Source organism: Mycobacterium shunyiense (assembly GCF_058270075.1).
Genome location: NZ_JBZDPU010000027.1, coordinates 44,907 through 63,873, shown reverse-complemented (window position 1 = coordinate 63,873; position 18,967 = coordinate 44,907). Strand labels below are relative to the sequence as shown.

Below are 18,967 nucleotides of genomic sequence, written 5' to 3'. Positions count from 1 at the left end.
GGGATGGCAGTGACAGACGTGGTCGCACACGAGACATCAGGTACCCGACGGATCCGCCTCGACGTGACAGGAATGTCCTGCGGAGCGTGTTCGCGCCGGGTCGAGAACGCGCTGAACAAGATCGACGGGGTGCAGGCCTCGGTCGCCATCTCCACCAAGATCGCGACCATCGATGCCGGCCCCGACATCAGTGTGGCCGACCTCTGCGATGCCGTTGAGCAGGCCGGCTACCACGCCGAAGAGCGCACCGCCCTCGACGCCCCCGAAACCGCGCCCGAGGGGCCGTCCTCGAAACCCTCCTTGGTGGCGAGGGCCATCCGGTGGGTGACCATCGGGCACATGGGTGGCTGAATATTTGTCGGGAACTGTCGGCGCGGCGCGAACGACCACTCTTATCGAGGAACCGTTCGACCGCTGAGGAGCCATGGGCGAGAACCCGTCGACAGCCACAGATGAAACCACGCCTCCGGAATCGTCGATCTCGCCACCGGCGGGGACAGCGCATTACCGCGCGTTCCTGCTGCGTCTGCACTTCTATGCCGGGATCTTCGTCGGGCCCTTCCTGCTGATCGCCGCGATCAGCGGCGGCCTGTACGCGATCGCACCCACCATCGAGCAGTTCGTCTATCGGGATCAACTTCAATCCCACAGCAGCGGTGACCTGCTGCCGGTTGCCGAACAGATCCGCGCGGCCCAAACCGTGCGACGCGATCTGGCGGTCGCCGCGGTTCGCCCGGCCACCGGGCCGGGTGAGACCACGCGCGTCATGTTCGACGATCCGTCATTGGGTGAGTCCGAACGTAATGCTGTGTTCATCGACCCGGTGACGGGCGCCTCGCACGGGGAGCTCACGGTGTACGGCAGCAGTGGCGCACTGCCACTGCGGACTTGGATCGATCAGATGCACCGCAGCCTGCATCTGGGCGAGCCGGGCCGCATGTACAGCGAACTTGCGGCGTCGTGGCTGTGGCTGATCGCGCTGGCCGGGGTGTTCCTGTGGTGGGGCAGATACCGTCGTGTGTCGCGGCGCGGCGGTGCAGAGCCCCGGTTGTTGACGCTCGACCGCGCCCTCCGGGGTCGAGCGCGCGCATTGAACTGGCATGGGGCGGTGGGGATCTGGATCGCCGTCGGATTGCTGTTCCTGTCGGCGACAGGGCTCACCTGGTCGCGGTTCGCCGGCGACAACATCACCGCTGTCCGTGCCGCGCTGTCGTGGACGACGCCGACCGTTTCGACGGCGCTCGACGGCGCAGCGGAAGATATGCCCGGCCTCATGTCCGGTCACGAGGGGCATCACGGTGTTGCGGCCCCCTCCGCCGCACACGTGGCCAACGCGTCGCTGGTGGGCGACATCGACGGGGTGCTGAAGGCAGCGCGCGATGCCGGGGTCGGCGGCAGGGTCGAGGTCGGGATTCCCGCGAACTCGCACACCGCGTTCACCGTGGCGCAGACCCGGCAGCCCTGGGTGATGTCGAACAACGCGGTGGCTGTGGACGGAACCTCCGCGAAGGTGACCGACATCGCGTGGTTCGCCGACTGGCCCTTGGCGGCAAAGCTTTCCGCATGGGGCATCCAACTGCACATGGGACTGCTGTTCGGGGTCGCCAACCAGCTCGTGTTGTTGGGCCTTGCGGTCGCGTTGGTCACCGTGATCGTGCGCGGCTACCTGCTGTGGTGGCACCGTCGCCCCACGGCGAGCCGTGCCCTGGTGGGTAGTGCACCCCGTCGCGGTGTCCTCACCGGCCTACCGCCCGGCGCGGCGGTCGCGGTGGTCCTGGTGGCCACCGCCGTGGGCTGGTTCATCCCGTTGCTGGGGGTCAGCCTGGTGGTGTTCGTGGCCGTGGACGTCGTTATGGGATGGCGACAGCACCGCCGGCAACGCTAGCCGGTCAGATCGTCGCGTTCGGCCGCCGCGATGAGGTCTTCGCGGGCGCGCGCGACCCGTGAACGGATGGTGCCGACCGGGCAGCCGCATACCTCGGCCGCTTCCGCGTAGGACAAGCCGAGGACCTGGGTCAGCAACAGCGCGTGCCGCCGGTCGGGATCGAGTCCGTCCAACAGGAGGCGAATCTCGACCATCTTCTCGAACCCACCCACCGGGCGGTAGCTCTCGAGAACCTGCTCGACGTCCACACCGTGCTGGGTCCGCGGCCGGCTCTGCTTGTGCCGAATCTGGTCGACCACAACCCGCCGAGCGATCGACAGCAGCCAGGTGCGGGCCGAGGACCGGCCACTGAACCGGGGCAGCGCGGTGATGGCGCGCATGAACGTCTCTTGGGTCAGGTCGTCGGCAGACCCGGAATCGCCCAGGTAGGCGACCGTTCGCCAGACATCGGTCTGGGTGGCCCGGATGAATTGCTCGAGCGCCGCCGAATCACCGCGGCCGGCGGCGAAGGCCAGCCGCGTAACGTGATCCTCGCTGCGTTCGGTAGTCACAGCCATCGACATTATTCGATGACGCCCGGGAACTCGGCATCGGGCTGGACCGACTATGTAATCGGTGACGTATGCCACCGACGTGGTGAGTGAGCAATGGGAGTGGTGGTGACAACAGCAACTGTCCCCGACAAAGAGGTGACTCAGCGCATTGCGCTCGACGTCACAGGAATGTCGTGCGGGGCCTGCGCTGCCCGCGTGGAGAACAAACTCAACAAGGTCGACGGGGTACGGGCGTCAGTGAACTTCGCCACACGCGTCGCCACGGTGGAAGCCGATCCCGACATCGGTGTCGAGCAGCTCTGTGCGGTCATCGAGCGGGCCGGTTACCAGGCGGCGCCCCGGACCGAGCGCTCCACGACCGACGTCGACCCCGATGCCGACCATGCCCACAGCCTGCTCCGGCGCCTCGCGATTTCCGCAGTGTTGTTCATTCCCCTGGCCGATCTGTCGGTGATGTTTGCCGTGGTGCCCGACACCCGATTCGCGGGATGGCAGTGGGTGCTCACCGCGTTGGCGGCGCCGATCGTGACGTGGGCGGCGTGGCCGTTCCACCGCACTGCGCTGCGCAACGCCCGGCACGGAACCTCGACCATGGAGACCTTGATCTCCATCGGCGTGACCGCGGCCACCGTGTGGTCGATGTACACGATCTTCTTCGATCATCAGACCTACCACGCTGCGGGGATCTGGCAGGCGCTGCTCGGCAGCGATGCGATCTACCTCGAGGTCGCCGCGGGCGTAACGGTTTTCGTGCTCGCCGGCCGTTACTTCGAAGCCCGGGCACGCTCGCGCGCCGGGGGAGCGCTGCGCGCGCTTGCCGCGCTGGGCGCCAAGTCGGTCACGGTGTTGCTTGCCGATGGCGGCGAACTGGTGTTGCCCGCGGACGAGCTCAAAGAGGGCCAGCGGTTCGTCGTGCGTCCCGGCGAGGCCATCGCGGCCGACGGTCTCGTGGTGAGCGGGGCGGCCGCGGTCGACGTCAGCGCCATGACCGGAGAGTCGAAACCGGTGCAGACCCACGAAGGTTCGAGCGTGGTGGGTGGCACCGTCGTCCTCGATGGTCGCTTGGTCGTCGAGGCCGCCGCGGTGGGGCCCGATACCCGGTTCGCCGGGATGGTCCGCCTCGTGGAGCAGGCGCAGGCCCAGAAGGCCGACGCGCAGAGACTGGCCGACCGCATCGCCGCGGTGTTCGTGCCCTGCGTGCTCGTGATCGCGGCGGCCACCGCGATCTGCTGGCTGCTGATCGATGGAGATGTCAACCGAGCCGTATCGGCTGCCCTGGCAGTGCTGGTGATCGCCTGCCCGTGCGCGCTGGGGTTGGCGACCCCGACGGCGATGATGGTGGCCTCGGGGCGGGGCGCTCAACTCGGCATCTTCCTCAAGGGCCATCGCGCACTGGAGGCCATCCGCGCCGTCGACACGGTCGTCTTCGACAAGACCGGCACCCTGACCACCGGGCAGCCTCAGGTCATCACCGTCGTCGTCGCAGAGGGCGGCGGATGGGACGAGGACGAAGTTCTCGCGTATGCGGCAGCGGTCGAGTCGGCGTCCGAGCATCCGGTGGCCCATGCGATCGTCACCGCCCGTGCGGGTCGGGACATCGCCGCAGTGGAGGATTTCCAGGCGTTCGCCGGCCACGGTGTGACCGGTTCGGTGGACGGGGTCGCCGTGGCGGTCGGGCGTCCGGCCTGGGTCACCCGGGACCGGGTGGTGCCCGCCGATCTGGCGGCTGCCCGCAAGTTCGGCGAGTCACGGGGCCAGACAGTGGTATTCGTCGCCTGCGGCGATGCCGTGCGCGGCGCCATCTGTGTCGCCGACGCCGTCAAGGATTCGGCGGCCGGTGCGATCGCCCAGCTCCACGCCGAGGGCATGAAGACCATGCTGCTCACGGGTGACAACGCCGCCACGGCAGCCGCGATCGGCGCGGCCGTGGGCATCGACGACGTCGTCGCCGAGGTGCTGCCGGAGGACAAGGTCGGCGCGATCGAGAAGCTGCGCGACCAGGGCCGGGTGGTGGCCATGGTCGGCGACGGGATCAACGACGGCCCCGCGTTGGCCTGCGCAGACCTGGGCCTGGCCATCGGTCGGGGGACCGACGTAGCCATCGGCGCGGCCGACATCATCCTGGTTCGCGACAACCTCGATTCGGTCCCGCAGGCGTTGGGACTGGCCCGGGCGACGATGCGGACCATCCGGGTCAACATGATCTGGGCCTTCGGGTACAACGTCGCGGCCATCCCGATCGCTGCGGCGGGCCTGCTGAACCCGTTGATCGCCGGCGCGGCGATGGCGGTGTCGTCTTTCCTGGTGGTCTCGAACAGCCTGCGGTTGCGCAATTACGGTACGGTGCAACCGAATACGTTCGGTGATGCTCAGTTGCCGGCAGCGCGCATATCCGGCTGAGACGAGGCCAGCGGGGCCAGGCACACACCAAGCCATGCTGCGGTCAGTGCCGCAACGAAGAGTGTGCCCAGTGCCGCCGGAATCCAGGAAGCGGTATGTGTGGTGTGATGCCACCAGAACGCCCCGGCGCCAACAACAGTGGCGACAGCCGACGCGCACATCGCCATGCAGCACCATCGAAAACGGCGGCGCAGCAGAGCGAATGCCGATCCGGATGCCGCGAAGGCGAACAGGGAGAACGCCACCAGGGATATCCAGTGCCCGTTGCGCGTAGCGCCGGTAGGTGTCGCGCCGGTCGCCTGCAGTGCCACGGCGGACACCGTCAATGCGGTGGCGAGTGCGGCCAGAGCACGGGCGCGCGTGGCGCTGATCCAGACGTCTTCGAAGACCCGACGCTCGATCGCCCGTAGTTCGGCCTCGACCGTGTCGCTGGTCTGCCTCGTCGTCACCGAGATACCTCGCTCATCAATGTGTCTGACTACCTGACCTGGACCATAGGGGCGTGGCGGGGCGGCGAATTCTCGAGAATCGCGTCACGTTCGCTTGGGGTCAGGCCGCCCCAGATACCGTGCTGCTCGGCCGCGGCGAGTGCGTGGTCACGACATGTCGACTGTACCGGGCAGTCTGCGCACACCAGCTTGGCCTGCTGAACCCTTCGGTTGCGGGTGCGCCGATCTTCCCCGTCCGGGCCGAAGAAGAACATCGCCTGCCCGGAATCTCGACACCGTCCCAGCCGCTGCCACTCCCACAGCTCCACCCGGGGCGCGGGCAATCGATGCGACTGCTGCATGGTTGTGGTTCCCCCCACGGCTCGTTGAGCTACGCCTTCAATGCGGGCACGAGAGGCAGTTGCGCACTGCGGTTCTCGATGGCCCTGCTGATTGGTCGGGAGCACGACGTGATTAGTTCCGTTGTGGCGTGATCGGCACCCCTGGGGCGTAACCTCATATGCATGACCAGCAATGAAACCGTGGAGTCGACCAAGTGCGACAACCCGAACTGTACGTGTGAAAACTGCACCTGCGGGAGCAACTGCACGTGCGGTTCCGACGCGGCCGAATGACCTAGGAGTCAACGCCGGTTACGGGCCAGCTCGCTCAGCATGGCGTTGTAGGCGTCGAGTTCGTCGTCGTACCCGCGATCGCTGTGGCGGTCCTCGCGTGCACCCGCCCGGCGGTCCTGACGTGCCCACTGGGCCACCAGGGCAATCACCACGATGACGACCGGCAGCTCGCTCGAACCCCAGGCAATGGCGCCGCCCATATGCTGGTCATCCGAAATGCTCTGCAACCAAGGCAGATTGACGGACCGGTAGAAGCTCTCGCCCAGGGACGAGGTCATCGTCATCGTGGCGATACCGAAGAAGGCATGGAACGGCATCACCGCGAACAGTAACCCGAGCCGCCCCAGGAAGGGGAGTCGCCGCGGACCGGGGTCGATGCCGATGATCCCCCAGTAATACAGGTAGCCGGTCAGCAGGAAATGCACGCTCATGAACTCGTGGCCCCAGTGATACCGGATCAAGGTGTCGAACAGGGGCGTGAAGTACACGAGGTACAGCGATCCGACGAACAGGAGGAACGCCGTCACGGGGTGCGACAGGAATCGCGTCACCGGGGCGTGCACGAACCACACCAGCCACTCGCGGGGACCAGGCGTTTCACCTTTCGGCGCGGAGGGCAGCACCCGCAGCGCGAGCGTGACAGGTGCACCTAGCACCAGGAGTACCGGGACGAACATGTTCAGCGCCATGTGTTCGCCCATGTGCACGCTGAACATCGCTGATCCGTAGGCCCGCACTCCGGAACTCGTGGTGATCAGCAAGGCGAGGCAACCCAGAGACCAGGCGATCGTGCGTCCCACCGGCCACTGGTCACCGCGTCGCCGCAGCCGAACCACCGCGACGAGGTAGCCGAGCCCAAGCACGATGGCTGCGGTCCCGATCAGGGGGTCGAACCGCCACTCGGTGATCAGGCTGACCGGACTCGGCGGCGCATCGAGCTGATAGCCCAAAAAGACGTCCCACGTGGTGAACTCGTGGACCGTGAATCGGGGAGGCACACTATTCGCGGCGAGCGCCACCGCGGCGGTGACGATGATCATGGCCGCCGCGGACACACTGTTGACCAGTCGCGACGGCGTGCGCCGAGCCAACAGAAGTACGCCGTCGCCGGCCCACACCAGTACCAGCAGCACCCCGGCGACCACCACGGCCCGTCCGTAGGCCGACCCCAGGATCGGCAACCCGCCCAACATCAGCGTGGCCAGGAGGGCGCCGTAGACGATCGTGACCGCACCGCACGCCAGTTGCAACGCCTGGATCCGGCGTCGGAACACGACGTCCTGCAGTACCGCGGAGACGATCTTCGTTCCGGCCCACACCGCCATCGCCACCGAGAACACGATGACGGCGCTCGTGGCGATGTCGTGATCCGGTCCCTGCCCGGCATTCCCGGTCACCGGTACCGCGATCACGCCGATCAACGCAGGCAGCAGTGCCACGCAATGACCCATCCAGCGGAGGGTGAACCGCACGCCGACCGCCAACACCAGCGCACATATCGCTGTCACGCACCAGCCGCGGGCGACCTCGGAGGCCGCGATGGTGCTTCCGAGCCCGGGCCCGGCGACAAGCCGGCCGATGGGAATCCCCGCGTCGGCGGACGCCGAGATGACGATCATCGCGGTGGCGCAGCAGGCCCAGAAAATGGCGATGCGTTCGACAAGCAGATGCACCGGAAAGGATGCCGCGTCGATCCGCCCGTCGTCGCGAGGTGTCGCGGTCGTCACAATCCAGACAAGTGCTCCGACGCAAAGCACAGCAGCCAAAGTGCCGGCCCAGTGCCCGAGCAGCCGAGCTGCACTGGTGGCCGTTCCCGGGTCAGCGATGCCTGCAGCGGCCAGCCGCTGCGCGCCCAGGTGCGCGCCGCTCATGGACAACACCACAGTGCAACCTGCGACGATGCCGAGCAGTGTCAGGCGTTCCCGCCACACCCCGGCCGCAGTGGACATGCGCACTCGCGCCATAGTCGAACCGGCCTTCCGCCGCGGAAACGAACCGAACGTCGCGGCCATGCGATTCTACGACAACGTGTCGTAGTGCTGATGGGTGCGGGAACTCTGGCACTCTCGTCTGCGACCAAGAGACGAAGCCGCCCGACACTCTTGTAGACAGGACCCGGAATGATCGCCGATCTTGCACTCCGCTGGGTTGTGACGGGGTTGTTCGCGTTGAGCGCGGTCGAGTGCGCCTACGCGTTGGTGGGCTCGCGTGGCCGGCCGAGCGCTGTGATGAGCCAGCTGCTGCATCTGGCGATGGCCGTCGCGATGATGGTGATGGCCTGGCCGCGAGGGGCCGAACTGCCCACACTCGGCCCGATGTTTTTCTTCCTGGTCGCCGCGGCCTGGTTCCTGGCCGGTGTGCTGAGGTCCGCAACGACCCAGGGGCGGGTGATCGACGGCTATCACGCCGCAATGATGCTGGCGATGGCCTGGATGTACGCCGCCATGAACGGCAATGTGCTTGGGCGCCATACCGAAACGGTCGCCGCGGGCGGTCAGGACATGCACGCCATGCACATGACCGGACACCATGGCAGCACGACGATGGCCATGGAACACGTCTCGGCGCAGCCGCCGCTCTGGATCCCTGCCGTCAACTGGCTGCTGACCATTGGTTTCGCGATTGCCGCCGCGGTGTGGCTGCACCGCTACTTCGCGGCACGTCAGCAGTCCGACACTTCGCCGTTCTCGCATTTCGGCACACTGTGCCGGACGATGATGGCCGCCGGTATGGCGATCATGTTCGGCGTGATGGTGTAAGCGGCTCAGGCGGCCGGGTCGTCCGCGGCACGGAGATGTCGACGGGTCGGTGCGGCCGGGCCCGATTCGTCATCTTCACCGTGTGCCCTGGGCGACGGGTCGTTCGGTCGCTTGGTGCGCGACGCCCACATCGAGACGATCGCCGCCAGAGCCACCGGGACATGACTCAGGACCCGGACCGGGGTGACGAGTCCCGCCAGCGCATCCGACACCACGTAATAGGTGAGGAATCCGCAGTAGATCACCAGCACGCAGGCCAGACCGGGCGCGATTCGACGGCGGAAGGCCATCGCAATCGTCGCGATTCCCAGCGCAGCGGACCACGCCGTGGACTCGTTCAGCAGGTGGGCTCCGCTGGCCGAGCCATGGTGGGCGGCAACCATCCCGAAATTGATGCCTGCCGCCTGCGCGACCGCCAAGCCCAGCTGGACGATCCCGATGGTGATGATCGCGGTGGTCAGCAGGTGTGGGCTCAGCCGCTGCCAGAGTCCGCTGAGCGCGCCGGCCCCGCGGTCCGGGCGTCCGCTGACTGCGCCGATCAGTCCGGTGTCGGCCAGGTCGCGCAATTGCAGCCCCAGCGCTCCGGCCCGGTCGTACCAGTTGGCACACTCCTGGCAGCCACGCAGATGCTCGTCGACGCGCGCAGAGGGGACCGGCTCACGCTCCCCATCCAGGCGCGCCGAAAGCGCCTCTCGTGCCACCACGCATTCCACCCGGCCATTCTCCCGCATTGACCTCGCGGATTGCACACCTGCCGGCCCCACCACCCCGAACGTCGACAGCGCCGGTCACACTGTCGGCGAGTAGGGAAGGTTGCTGCTGGTCTGCGGGTCGACGTGCACCGGTCTTCCCACATAGGGGAACGCCCGTTGCGGGCAGGCCGGGCGGTCGCAGATCCGGCAACCCGCGCCGATGGGCACCGTGGCCTCGGGATCGCTCAGATCGATGCCCGCCGAATAGACGAGCTTGTCGGCATGGCTCAGATCGCAGCCGAGGCCGATCGCGAAACTCTTGGGTGTACCCAGATATCGGCTCGGTGCCGACGCCGACGTTCTCGCGATCCAGAAGTAGCTCCGGCCGTCAGGCATCTGAGCGACCTGGGTCAAGAACTCGCCGGGACGGGAGAAAGCTTGGTGCACCACCCAGAGCGGACAGTTTCCGCCCACCCGGGAGAAGTGAAAAGCGGTGGCGGACTGCCGCTTCGAGATGTTTCCTGCGCTGTCGGTGCGAACGAAGATGAACGGCACGCCACGCGCATCGGGCCGCTGAAGGGTGGACAGCCGATGACAGATCGTCTCGAATCCCATCTCGAACCGCCGGGCGAGCTGATCGATGTCGTAACGCAGATCCTCGGCGGCGGACAGGAACATCCGGTAGGGGAGTAACAGGGCGCCGGCGAAGTAGTTGGCCAGCCCGATCCGCGCGACATCCCTTGCTTCCGAGCTCAACTGGTCATCGGTGGCCACGATCGAATTGATCAGCTCAGAGTGCAGCAGCAAGGCAATCTGGGTAGCGAGCTGGAATGCGCGCTGGCCCGGCAGCAGCCATCGCGCCACGTGGAGTGTGCCGGCTTCGGGCTGGTACCGGCGTTTGACGCTGGACCCCAGGACATCTCCGTTGTCCACGATCACCGAGATGCCGAACTCCGTGGACAACAGATCGGCCAGTTGCCGGTCGAGGCCGCCGATCTGGAGACGGTGACGGGTGAACAGGTCTTCGGCGGCGCGGTCGAGCGCATCGATGTAATTGCGCCGGTCGTAGAAGAAATCACGTACCTCTTCGAACGGCATCGGCTGTTGGGTACCGGTTTGCGCATCCAAGTTGGTCCGGCCGTGGACGGCCTCCAGCTCGGCGGTGGCGTCGTGCAACCGGCGGTGCATGGTGACCATTGCCTGGCCCACCTCGGGCATGCGCGCGACGAGCTCTTCGATCTGGGCCGAGGTCGTCGGGCCGTCGGCCAGAATCTCGCGCAGATCCGACACCAGCCGGGCGTCGGCATCGGGGGTGAAGTACTGAGTCGGCAGGTCAAAGCGGTCAGCCAGGGCGAGCAACACCGGGACCGTGATCGGACGCTGATCGTTCTCGAGTTGGTTGACGTAGCTCGTCGACAGTCCCAGCGCACGCGCCAGCGCGACCTGTGTCAGGCCCCTCTCGTCGCGTAGCCGTCGCAGACGGGCGCCGGCGAATGTCTTCGTCACCGCTGCCGAGGCTACCCCGATCGGGTTTCGCAACGTTCGCAAAAATGGTCATCCAAGGACACAGAAGTACGCATTTACAGGTACTTCCGCTGGTCATCGCCTCTGCGTACCGTGCGGAACATGCTTGAACACGACGTCAGAACCCGACGCAGCGCCGAGGACTTCCCCCGCACCGAGCACTTGGCTTGGAAGATCGCCGAGATCGCGGCAGACCCGGTGGACGTACTGCCTGAGACCGAGGCGATGGTGATCAACCGCATCATCGACAACGCCGCGGTATCGGCCGCGTCGGTGATCCGCCGGCCGGTGACCGTGGCCCGTGCGCAGGCACTCGCCCACAAGACCCCGCGGGGAGCCACGGTGTTCGGAGTCGACGGCACGGTTTCGCCCGAGTGGGCCGCGTGGGCCAACGGCGTCGCCGTTCGCGAGCTGGACTTCCACGACACTTTCCTGGCCGCCGAATACTCGCACCCAGGCGACAACATCCCGGCTCTGGTCGCGGTGGCACAGCAGCTCGGCGTGGGCGGATCGGACCTGATCCGCGGGATCGCCACGGCCTACGAGGTGCAGGTCGACCTGGTCAAGGGCATCTGCCTGCACCAGCACAAGATCGATCATGTCGCGCATCTGGGCCCGTCGGTCGCCGCCGGCCTGGGCACCATGTTGCGACTCGATCCCGAAACCATCTACGCCGCAATTGGTCAGGCGCTACATCTCACCACTGCCACCCGCCAGTCCCGCAAGGGGCTGATCTCCAGCTGGAAGGCCTACGCACCGGCGTGGGCCGGCAAGGTCGCGGTCGAGGCCGTGGACCGGGCGATGCGCGGCGAGGGCTCGCCCGCCCCGATCTGGGAGGGCGAGGACGGTGTGATCGCCTGGATGCTGTCCGGCCCGAACCACACCTACCAGGTTCCGCTGCCCGGCCCGGGCGAACCCAAGCGCGCCATCCTGGACACCTACACCAAGGAGCATTCGGCGGAGTATCAGAGCCAGGCGCCGATCGACCTGGCCCGCCGGATGCGCGAGCGCATCGGCGATTTGGATCAGATCGCCACGATCGTGCTGCACACCAGCAACCACACTCACGTCGTGATCGGCACCGGCTCCAATGATCCGCAGAAGTTCGACCCCGACGCGTCGCGGGAAACGCTCGACCACTCGGTGATGTACATCTTCGCGGTCGCGCTGCAGGACGGTACCTGGCACCACGAGCGGTCCTACGCCCCCGAGCGCGCGCACCGGCCCGACACCATCGAGTTGTGGCGCAAGATCTCCACGGTCGAAGACCCGGAGTGGACCCGGCGTTATCACTCCAACGATCCGGCCGAGAAGGCATTCGGCGCCAAGGCCGTCGTCACGCTCAAGAGCGGCGAGACCATCGTCGACGAGCTCGCGGTCGCCGATGCCCACCCGCTCGGCGCACGGCCGTTCGAGCGCGAGCAGTACGTCGCCAAGTTCGCCGAATTGGCGGAGGGCGTCGTCGAAGCCGAGGAGCAGAAGCGCTTCCTGTCTGCCGTCGAGAATGTCTCGGCGACCAAGTCCGGTGGACTCGGTGCCCTGAATGTCCGCGTCGATCCACGGGTGTTGGACAAGGCGCCGACGATTCCCTCGGGGATTTTCCGATGAGCGCTTGCGCGGAGAGTAGCGGGCTTGAGATGAGCGCGGGCGGGCTGCTCGGCTCTGCGGTCCCTGCCTCGGAGAAGCGCCGAAAGTTCCGCCGCGGGTTGGAATCGGGTCGGCTCCTGCGCTTTCCGGGGGCATTCTCGCCGCTGGCGGCCAAGCTCGTCGCCGAGATCGGCTTCGACGGCGTCTATGTCTCCGGCGCGGTCTTGTCCGCAGACCTGGGCCTGCCCGACATCGGGTTGACGACGCTGACCGAGGTGACAGGCCGTGGTGCCCAGATCGCTTCGGCCACCGACCTTCCGACGCTCATCGATGCCGACACCGGCTTCGGGGAACCGATGAGCGCGGCCCGCACCGTGACACTGCTCGAAGATGCGGGCCTGGCCGGGCTGCACCTGGAAGACCAGGTGAACCCGAAGCGGTGCGGACACCTCGACGGCAAGGCCGTGGTGGAGACCGCGGAGATGGTCAAGCGGTTGCGTGCTGCCGTCTCGGCACGGCGCGATCCCAACTTCATCGTCTGTGCCCGTACCGACGCCGCGGGGATCGAGGGGATTCCCGCGGCGATCGACCGGGCCAAGGCCTACGCCGACGCCGGCGCCGACCTGATCTTCACCGAGGCTCTGCACACCCCGGCGGATTTCGAACAGTTCCGTGAGGCAGTGGACGTTCCACTGCTGGCCAACATGACCGAGTTCGGCAAGTCCGAACTGCTGACTACTCGGCAGCTGTCGGAGATCGGTTACAACATGGTGATCTACCCGGTTACCACGCTGCGCCTGGCGATGCAGGCCGTCGAGGTCGGGTTGCGCGAGATCGACTCGGCAGGAACACAATCCGGACTTCTCGACCAGATGCAGCATCGGAGCCGGCTCTACGAGCTCCTGCGTTACAACGACTACAACCAGTTCGACTCGGATATCTACAACTTCTCGCTGCAAGGGGCGACACGATGACCGCTACCGCGAACGACACAGTCAAGCCGAACATCCACAAGGGCCTGGCCGGCGTGGTAGTCGACACCACCGCGATCTCCAAGGTGGTCCCGGAAACCAACTCCCTGACCTACCGGGGCTACGCCGTGCAGGATCTTGCCGCGCACTGCAGCTTCGAGCAGGTCGCCTACCTGCTGTGGCACGGTGAACTCCCCACGGATCAGGAGCTGGCCCTGTTCTCCCAGCGTGAACGGGCCTCGCGCCGCATCGACCGCTCGATGCAGTCGCTGCTCGCCAAGATTCCCGACACCTGCCATCCGATGGACGTGGTCCGGACCGCGATCAGCTATCTCGGTGCGGAAGACCCGGAGGAGGACGACAGCGCCCCTTCGGCCAACTTCGCGAAGTCGTTGCGGATGTTCGCGGTGCTGCCAACCATCGTCGCCGCCGATATGCGCCGGCGTCGCGGCCTGGAACCGATTGCCCCGCACAGCCACATGGACTACTCGGAGAACTTCCTCAACATGTGCTTCGGCGAGGTGCCGGATCCGGTGATCGTCAAGGCGTTCGAGCAGTCGATGGTCCTCTACGCCGAGCACAGTTTCAACGCCTCGACGTTCGCGGCGCGGGTGGTCACCTCGACGCAGTCCGATATCTACAGCGCGGTGACAGCGGCGATCGGTGCGCTGAAGGGCTCATTGCACGGCGGGGCCAACGAGGCTGTCATGCACGACATGCTGGAGATCGGCGGCGCCGAGAACGCCGCGGAATGGTTGCACGGCAAGCTGTCCCGCAAGGACAAGGTGATGGGATTCGGGCACCGGGTCTACAAGAACGGCGATTCCCGGGTACCGACCATGAAGGCCGCACTCCAGCAGGTCGCTGCGGTGCGCGACGGTCAGCGTTGGCTCGACCTCTACGAGCGCCTGGAGCAGAACATGCTCGCCGCCACTGGGATCAAGCCCAACCTGGACTTCCCGACCGGCCCGGCGTACTACCTGATGGGGTTCGACATTCCCAGCTTCACACCGCTTTTCGTGATGAGCCGGATCACGGGTTGGACGGCCCACATCATGGAACAGGCGGGCTCCAACGCGCTCATCCGGCCCCTCAGCGAATACAGCGGGCACCCGCAACGGGCTCTGGCTTAGTTCGCCCGTTTTCCGGCGAGCAGACGTGTAGGTACCCGGAAAGCACTCCCTACGGGTACCTACACGTCTGCTCGCGGGATAGGAAAGGAAACAGTGGTCGACAAGGTTCTGGTCGCCAACCGGGGAGAGATCGCGATCCGTGCGTTTCGCGCGGCCTATGAGCTCGGTCTCGCAACGGTCGCGGTCTATCCGTACGAGGACCGTAATTCTCAGCACCGGCTGAAAGCCGACGAGTCGTATCAGATAGGCGAGGAAGGACATCCGGTCCGGGCCTATCTTTCGGTCGATGAGGTCATCCGGGTCGCTCTCCATGCGGGCGCCGATGCGATCTATCCCGGCTATGGGTTTCTCTCTGAGAACCCTGAGCTGGCCCGGGCATGCGATCAGGCCGGTATCGCGTTCGTGGGGCCTTCGGCCGACGTGCTGGAGCTGACTGGCAACAAGGCCCGGGCCATCGCCGAGGCCCGCAGGGCCGGACTCCCGGTGCTGGCGTCGTCTGCGCCGTCGAGTTCGATCTCGGAACTGCTGGCAGCCGCCGAATCGATGAGTTTCCCGGTGTTTGTCAAAGCGGTTGCCGGTGGCGGGGGCCGGGGGATGCGGAAGGTCAACGACCCGGCCGACCTGAAGGACGCGATCGAGGCCGCGAGCCGGGAGGCACAGTCGGCGTTCGGGGATCCCACGGTGTTCCTCGAGCAGGCGGTGATCAACCCGCGCCACATCGAGGTACAGATCCTGGCCGACACGCAGGGCAACGTGATCCACCTCTTCGAGCGTGACTGCAGTGTGCAACGGCGTCACCAGAAAGTCATCGAGCTGGCGCCCGCCCCAAATCTGGATCCCGAACTGCGGGAAAGGATCTGTGCCGACGCGGTGGCGTTCGCTCGTCAGATCGGGTACTCGTGCGCCGGTACGGTGGAATTCCTGCTCGATGAGCAGGGGCGCCACGTGTTCATCGAGTGCAATCCCCGGATTCAGGTCGAGCACACGGTGACCGAGGAGATCACCGATGTCGACCTGGTGTCGAGTCAGCTGCGCATCGCGGGCGGGGAGTCCCTGGCTGATCTCGGACTCACTCAGGACGCGTTGAAGATTCGCGGTGCGGCCCTGCAGTGCAGGATCACCACCGAAGACCCCTCGAACGGTTTTCGTCCTGACACCGGACGCATCACCGGATACCGCTCACCGGGCGGCGCCGGCGTCCGGTTGGATGGCGGCACCAACCTCGGCGCTGAGGTCGCCGCGCATTTCGATTCCATGCTGGTGAAGCTGACCTGTCGGGGACGAGACTTTTCGACGGCAGTGGCGCGGGCCCGACGCGCGGTCGCGGAGTTCCGGATTCGTGGAGTATCGACCAACATCCCGTTACTGGCCGCGGTCCTGGAGGACCCCGACTTCGTGGCCGGGCGGGTGACGACGTCCTTCATCGAGGAACGACCCGAACTGCTGACTGCACGCGGCAGTGCCGACCGGGGCACCAGGATCCTCAACTATCTGGCCGATGTGACGGTCAACCAGCCTCACGGTCCGCGACCCTCGGCGGTGTATCCGCGCGACAAGCTCCCCGCGTGTGATTTGAGCGTGGCCCCGCCGTCGGGATCCAAGCAGCGCCTGACCGAGCTGGGGCCGGAAGGGTTCGCCTCCTGGCTGCGCGACAGTCGTGCTGTCGGCATCACCGACACCACCTTTCGCGATGCCCATCAATCGCTGCTGGCGACCCGGGTGCGCACCAGCGGCCTGCTGCGGGTCGCGCCGTACATCGCCCGGACCATGCCGCAGCTGCTGTCCGTCGAGTGCTGGGGCGGTGCCACCTATGACGTCTCACTCCGGTTCCTCAAGCAGGATCCGTGGGAGCGGCTGGCGGCGCTGCGCGAAGCGCTGCCCAACATTTGTCTGCAGATGTTGTTGCGGGGCCGAAACACCGTGGGGTACACGCCGTACCCGGAGACCGTGACGCGTGCGTTCATCGATGAGGCGGCCGCCACCGGGGTGGACATCTTCCGGATCTTCGACGCGCTGAACAACCTGGACTCGATGCGTCCGGCCATCGACGCGGTCCGCAACACCGGAACCACGGTCGCCGAAGTTGCGATGTCCTACACCGGCGACCTGTCCGATCCGCGTGAGTCGCTGTACACCTTGGATTACTACCTGCGTCTGGCCGAGCAGATCGTCGAGGCCGGCGCGCACGTTCTGGCCATCAAGGACATGGCGGGCTTGCTGCGGGCGCCGGCGGCCGCGACGCTGGTGTCGGCTCTGAAATCGCGGTTCGACCTTCCGGTGCACGTACACACCCACGACAGTCCGGGTGGGCAGTTGGCCACCTATGTGGCGGCCTGGATGGCCGGCGCCGATGCTGTCGACGGTGCCGCAGCTCCATTGGCGGGCACGACAAGTCAGCCGGCGTTGTCCTCGATCGTGGCCGCCGCCGCGCACACCGAGTACGACACCGGCGTCTCGCTCGACGCAGTGTGCGACCTGGAGCCCTACTGGGAGGCGTTGCGGAAGGTATATGCGCCATTTGATGTCGCGGCCTCGGGCCCTCCTTCTCCGACGGGCCGGGTGTATACGCACGAGATCCCGGGCGGACAGTTGAGCAATCTCCGTCAGCAGGCCATCGCGCTCGGTCTGGGCGGCCGCTTCGAGGACATCGAGGCGAACTACGCCGCCGCGGACCGAATGTTGGGACGGCTGGTGAAGGTCACCCCATCGAGCAAGGTCGTGGGCGATTTGGCACTGGCGATGGTGGGCGCGGGTATCGACGCCGACGACTTCGCCGCCGACCCGGCTCGATACGACATCCCGGACAGCGTGATCGGTTTTCTGCGAGGCGAACTCGGAGAGCCCCCGGGCGGCTGGCCGGAACCGCTGAGGACCAAGGCGCTGAACGGCCGGAGCCCGGCCAAGTCGATCCAGGAATTGTCCGCCGAGGACGAAACGGTGCTGGCTGCGCCGGGGCCGAAGCGTCAGGCCGCCTTGAATCGGCTGCTGTTCCCGGGCCCTACAGCGGAGTTCGAGGCGCATCGCGACGAGTACGGCGATACCTCACGACTGAGCGCCAACCAGTTCTTCTACGGTCTGCGTCACGGTGAGGAGCACCGGGTCAAACTCGAACCCGGCGTCGAACTGCTGATCGGGCTGGAGGCGATCTCCGAACCCGATGAGCGAGGAATGCGGACAGTGATGTGCATCCTCAACGGACAATTACGACCGATTGTGGTGCGGGACCGCAGTATTGCCAGCGAGGTCCCGGTAGCCGAGAAGGTCGATCGGGCCAACCCGGCCCACATCGGTGCGCCGTTCGCCGGGGTGGTCACAGTCAAGGTCACCGAAGGGGACGCGGTCGAGGCCGGCCAGTCCATCGCCACCATCGAGGCGATGAAGATGGAAGCGGCGATCACGGCACCGGAATCCGGCACCGTCACCAGAATCGCGGTCGCCCCGACCGCGCAAGTCGAAGGCGGCGACCTCCTGGTCGTCGTGGGTCAGTAGGTACTTGTGTCCATGAGAACCGTCGCGCTCGAGTTGGTGCCACCCAATCTCGATCGGGCAACGGGCGATGCCGTAGCCGAAGCGCAGAAGGTGGCGCGGCTCTCCGCCGAGTTCGGCATGGGAGGACGTCTTGGTCACGTCATGATCCCGGGAATGATCGCCGAAGACGACGACCGACCCATCGAGATGAAACCCAAGATGGACGTCCTCGACTACTGGTCGATCCTGCAACCCGAGCTGCCGGGTGTCCGTGGCCTGTGCACGCAGGTCACCTCGTTCTCCGACGAAACGGCGCTACGTCAGCGGTTGACCGGCCTCGACGAGTCCGGGTTCGACGGCGTGATCTTCGTCGGCGTGCCCCGCTCCATGAACGACGGCGACGGCACGGGTGTCGCACCGGCCGACGCCTTGGCCAAATTCGACGGCCTGGTCGCCAACCGTGGCGTGATCCTCATCCCCACCCGCGCCGGCGAAGAGAGCCGGTTCTCGTTCAAATGCGACAAGGGCGCCACCTTCGCCATGACCCAGTTGCTGTACTCGGACGCGGTGGTCGGTTTCCTCGGCGATTTCGCGCGGTCGAGCGATCACCGGCCAGAGGTGCTGTTGTCGTTCGGTTTCGTGCCGAAGGTCGAGACCAGAGTCGGCCTCATCGACTGGCTGATCCAGGACCCGGGCAATGAAGCCGTCGCGCAGGAACAGGACTTCGTCAGATCGTTGGCAGCCGGTGAACCCGCAGCCAAACGGCGACAATTGGTTGACCTCTACAAGCGGGTCATCGATGGAGTGGTCGACCTGGGTTACCCGGTGAGTCTGCATTTCGAAGCGCCATACGGCGTTTCGAGACCCGCGTTTGAAACGTTCGCTGAGATGCTGGCTTACTGGTCGCCCAGGCAGTCCTCCTGAGCAGACC

At 66.3% G+C, this 18,967-nt stretch carries 15 protein-coding genes; 9 read left to right on the top strand and 6 right to left on the bottom strand.

The genetic code is table 11. The features are described 5' to 3' along the window. Window positions 1-3: 3 nt before the first annotated feature. Complete coding sequence (locus AC4ELH_RS27470) at window positions 4-351, top strand: heavy-metal-associated domain-containing protein (protein ID WP_498887868.1); 348 nt, start codon at window positions 4-6, stop codon at window positions 349-351. Window positions 352-424: 73 nt separating this feature from the next. After that, the gene (locus AC4ELH_RS27465) at window positions 425-1,885 is read left to right on the top strand and encodes a PepSY-associated TM helix domain-containing protein (RefSeq protein ID WP_498887866.1); all 1,461 of its coding nucleotides are present in this window, start codon (window positions 425-427) and stop codon (window positions 1,883-1,885) included. Here the strand turns inward: AC4ELH_RS27465 and sigC are convergent. After that, window positions 1,882-2,448, bottom strand: a complete 567-nt coding sequence (gene sigC, locus AC4ELH_RS27460; protein WP_082449030.1) for an RNA polymerase sigma factor SigC — start codon at window positions 2,446-2,448, stop codon at window positions 1,882-1,884. The two genes, AC4ELH_RS27465 and sigC, sit on opposite strands and share 4 nt — an antisense overlap. Window positions 2,449-2,532: 84 nt before the next feature. Here sigC and AC4ELH_RS27455 point away from each other — a divergent pair, with 84 nt between their 5' ends. Beyond that, window positions 2,533-4,839, top strand: a complete 2,307-nt coding sequence (locus AC4ELH_RS27455; protein ID WP_498887863.1) for a heavy metal translocating P-type ATPase — start codon at window positions 2,533-2,535, stop codon at window positions 4,837-4,839. Here the strand turns inward: AC4ELH_RS27455 and AC4ELH_RS27450 are convergent. From AC4ELH_RS27450 to AC4ELH_RS27440, 3 genes are all read right to left on the bottom strand, one after another. Further along, complete coding sequence (locus AC4ELH_RS27450; RefSeq protein ID WP_448448257.1) at window positions 4,809-5,288, bottom strand: hypothetical protein; 480 nt, start codon at window positions 5,286-5,288, stop codon at window positions 4,809-4,811. The two genes, AC4ELH_RS27455 and AC4ELH_RS27450, sit on opposite strands and share 31 nt — an antisense overlap. A 29-nt stretch (window positions 5,289-5,317) precedes the next feature. Next, the gene (locus tag AC4ELH_RS27445) at window positions 5,318-5,629 is read right to left on the bottom strand and encodes a WhiB family transcriptional regulator (RefSeq protein ID WP_448448258.1); all 312 of its coding nucleotides are present in this window, start codon (window positions 5,627-5,629) and stop codon (window positions 5,318-5,320) included. Window positions 5,630-5,910: 281 nt separating this feature from the next. After that, window positions 5,911-7,851, bottom strand: a complete 1,941-nt coding sequence (locus AC4ELH_RS27440; RefSeq protein WP_498887861.1) for a cytochrome c oxidase assembly protein — start codon at window positions 7,849-7,851, stop codon at window positions 5,911-5,913. Window positions 7,852-8,022: 171 nt separating this feature from the next. Between AC4ELH_RS27440 and AC4ELH_RS27435 the strand changes: the two genes are divergently transcribed. After that, entirely contained in the window at window positions 8,023-8,661 is a 639-nt protein-coding gene (locus tag AC4ELH_RS27435) for a DUF5134 domain-containing protein (protein ID WP_498887859.1), read from the top strand. 5 nt (window positions 8,662-8,666) lie between these two features. Here the strand turns inward: AC4ELH_RS27435 and AC4ELH_RS27430 are convergent, their stop codons facing one another. Then, window positions 8,667-9,365 (bottom strand): zf-HC2 domain-containing protein, encoded by a 699-nt coding sequence (locus AC4ELH_RS27430; RefSeq protein WP_498887858.1) that lies wholly within the window; start codon window positions 9,363-9,365, stop codon window positions 8,667-8,669. A gap of 84 nt (window positions 9,366-9,449) precedes the next feature. After that, window positions 9,450-10,859 (bottom strand): short-chain fatty acyl-CoA regulator family protein, encoded by a 1,410-nt coding sequence (locus AC4ELH_RS27425; protein ID WP_448448260.1) that lies wholly within the window; start codon window positions 10,857-10,859, stop codon window positions 9,450-9,452. 120 nt (window positions 10,860-10,979) lie between these two features. On the opposite strand from AC4ELH_RS27425, the gene prpD reads away from it, so the two are divergent. The 5 genes from prpD to AC4ELH_RS27400 all read left to right on the top strand — a co-directional run bounded on the left by prpD (window position 10,980) and on the right by AC4ELH_RS27400 (window position 18,960). After that, complete coding sequence (gene prpD / locus AC4ELH_RS27420) at window positions 10,980-12,485, top strand: 2-methylcitrate dehydratase PrpD (RefSeq protein ID WP_064880029.1); 1,506 nt, start codon at window positions 10,980-10,982, stop codon at window positions 12,483-12,485. A 29-nt stretch (window positions 12,486-12,514) separates the two neighbouring features. Further along, window positions 12,515-13,438 (top strand): methylisocitrate lyase, encoded by a 924-nt coding sequence (prpB, locus tag AC4ELH_RS27415; RefSeq protein WP_498887903.1) that lies wholly within the window; start codon window positions 12,515-12,517, stop codon window positions 13,436-13,438. Beyond that, window positions 13,435-14,568, top strand: a complete 1,134-nt coding sequence (locus tag AC4ELH_RS27410; RefSeq protein WP_498887855.1) for a bifunctional 2-methylcitrate synthase/citrate synthase — start codon at window positions 13,435-13,437, stop codon at window positions 14,566-14,568. Before prpB ends, AC4ELH_RS27410 begins: the two co-directional genes overlap by 4 nt. Before the next feature lie 93 nt (window positions 14,569-14,661). After that, window positions 14,662-18,057: a pyruvate carboxylase gene (locus AC4ELH_RS27405; protein ID WP_448448263.1), complete on the top strand. Its 3,396-nt coding sequence runs from the start codon at window positions 14,662-14,664 to the stop codon at window positions 18,055-18,057. A 12-nt stretch (window positions 18,058-18,069) separates the two neighbouring features. Beyond that, complete coding sequence (locus AC4ELH_RS27400; RefSeq protein WP_413784896.1) at window positions 18,070-18,960, top strand: mycobacterial-type methylenetetrahydrofolate reductase; 891 nt, start codon at window positions 18,070-18,072, stop codon at window positions 18,958-18,960. The last annotated feature ends 7 nt before the right edge of the window (window positions 18,961-18,967 follow it).

Excerpts from the sequence above, each read along its gene's own strand:
- AC4ELH_RS27435 (WP_498887859.1), top strand. The coding sequence starts at position 8,023 with ATGATCGCCGATCTTGCACTCCGCTGGGTTGTGACGGGGTTGTTCGCG.
- AC4ELH_RS27455 (WP_498887863.1), top strand. The coding sequence starts at position 2,533 with ATGGGAGTGGTGGTGACAACAGCAACTGTCCCCGACAAAGAGGTGACT.
- AC4ELH_RS27470 (WP_498887868.1), top strand. The coding sequence starts at position 4 with ATGGCAGTGACAGACGTGGTCGCACACGAGACATCAGGTACCCGACGG.
- AC4ELH_RS27410 (WP_498887855.1), top strand. The coding sequence starts at position 13,435 with ATGACCGCTACCGCGAACGACACAGTCAAGCCGAACATCCACAAGGGC.
- AC4ELH_RS27400 (WP_413784896.1), top strand. The coding sequence starts at position 18,070 with ATGAGAACCGTCGCGCTCGAGTTGGTGCCACCCAATCTCGATCGGGCA.
- prpD (WP_064880029.1), top strand. The coding sequence starts at position 10,980 with ATGCTTGAACACGACGTCAGAACCCGACGCAGCGCCGAGGACTTCCCC.
- prpB (WP_498887903.1), top strand. The coding sequence starts at position 12,515 with ATGAGCGCGGGCGGGCTGCTCGGCTCTGCGGTCCCTGCCTCGGAGAAG.
- sigC (WP_082449030.1), bottom strand. The coding sequence starts at position 2,448 with ATGTCGATGGCTGTGACTACCGAACGCAGCGAGGATCACGTTACGCGG.
- AC4ELH_RS27440 (WP_498887861.1), bottom strand. The coding sequence starts at position 7,851 with ATGTCCACTGCGGCCGGGGTGTGGCGGGAACGCCTGACACTGCTCGGC.
- AC4ELH_RS27465 (WP_498887866.1), top strand. The coding sequence starts at position 425 with ATGGGCGAGAACCCGTCGACAGCCACAGATGAAACCACGCCTCCGGAA.
- AC4ELH_RS27445 (WP_448448258.1), bottom strand. The coding sequence starts at position 5,629 with ATGCAGCAGTCGCATCGATTGCCCGCGCCCCGGGTGGAGCTGTGGGAG.